The sequence below is a fragment of the Acetobacter sp. DmW_125128 genome, from assembly GCF_008704325.1.
Lineage (GTDB): Bacteria > Pseudomonadota > Alphaproteobacteria > Acetobacterales > Acetobacteraceae > Acetobacter > Acetobacter oryzifermentans.
Genome location: NZ_VHOP01000107.1, coordinates 1 through 321, shown reverse-complemented (window position 1 = coordinate 321; position 321 = coordinate 1). Strand labels below are relative to the sequence as shown.

Below are 321 nucleotides of genomic sequence, written 5' to 3'. Positions count from 1 at the left end.
TGGAGGGTTCGAAAAACCTTTGACTGAGTGCTCTTGTGCGTGATTTCAGGTTCCTTATCCTGATTTTTGCTCTGCGATTTGAGCAGACCGGGGAGTATCGCCACCGGGGTGACTACGTGCCCGCATTCAACCTCTCGAGGAAGAGGAAGCGGCGCATGTTGTAGACAATATTGGCCAGGCCGATCCTCATTGTGGCCCGGGTGATACCCACTGTTCGGACGAACAGCCCTGTCTGTGATTTCTGATCGGCAAAGACATGCTCGACACGCGAGCGGATCACCGACTTCCCTGCATTGGACCGTTGGATATGGCGTGGCATAG

At 54.5% G+C, this 321-nt stretch carries 1 pseudogene; it reads right to left on the bottom strand.

The features are described from left to right. Window positions 1-112: 112 nt before the first annotated feature. Window positions 113-321 (bottom strand): annotated as a pseudogene (locus FKW19_RS15190) (IS5/IS1182 family transposase); the annotation flags it as partial.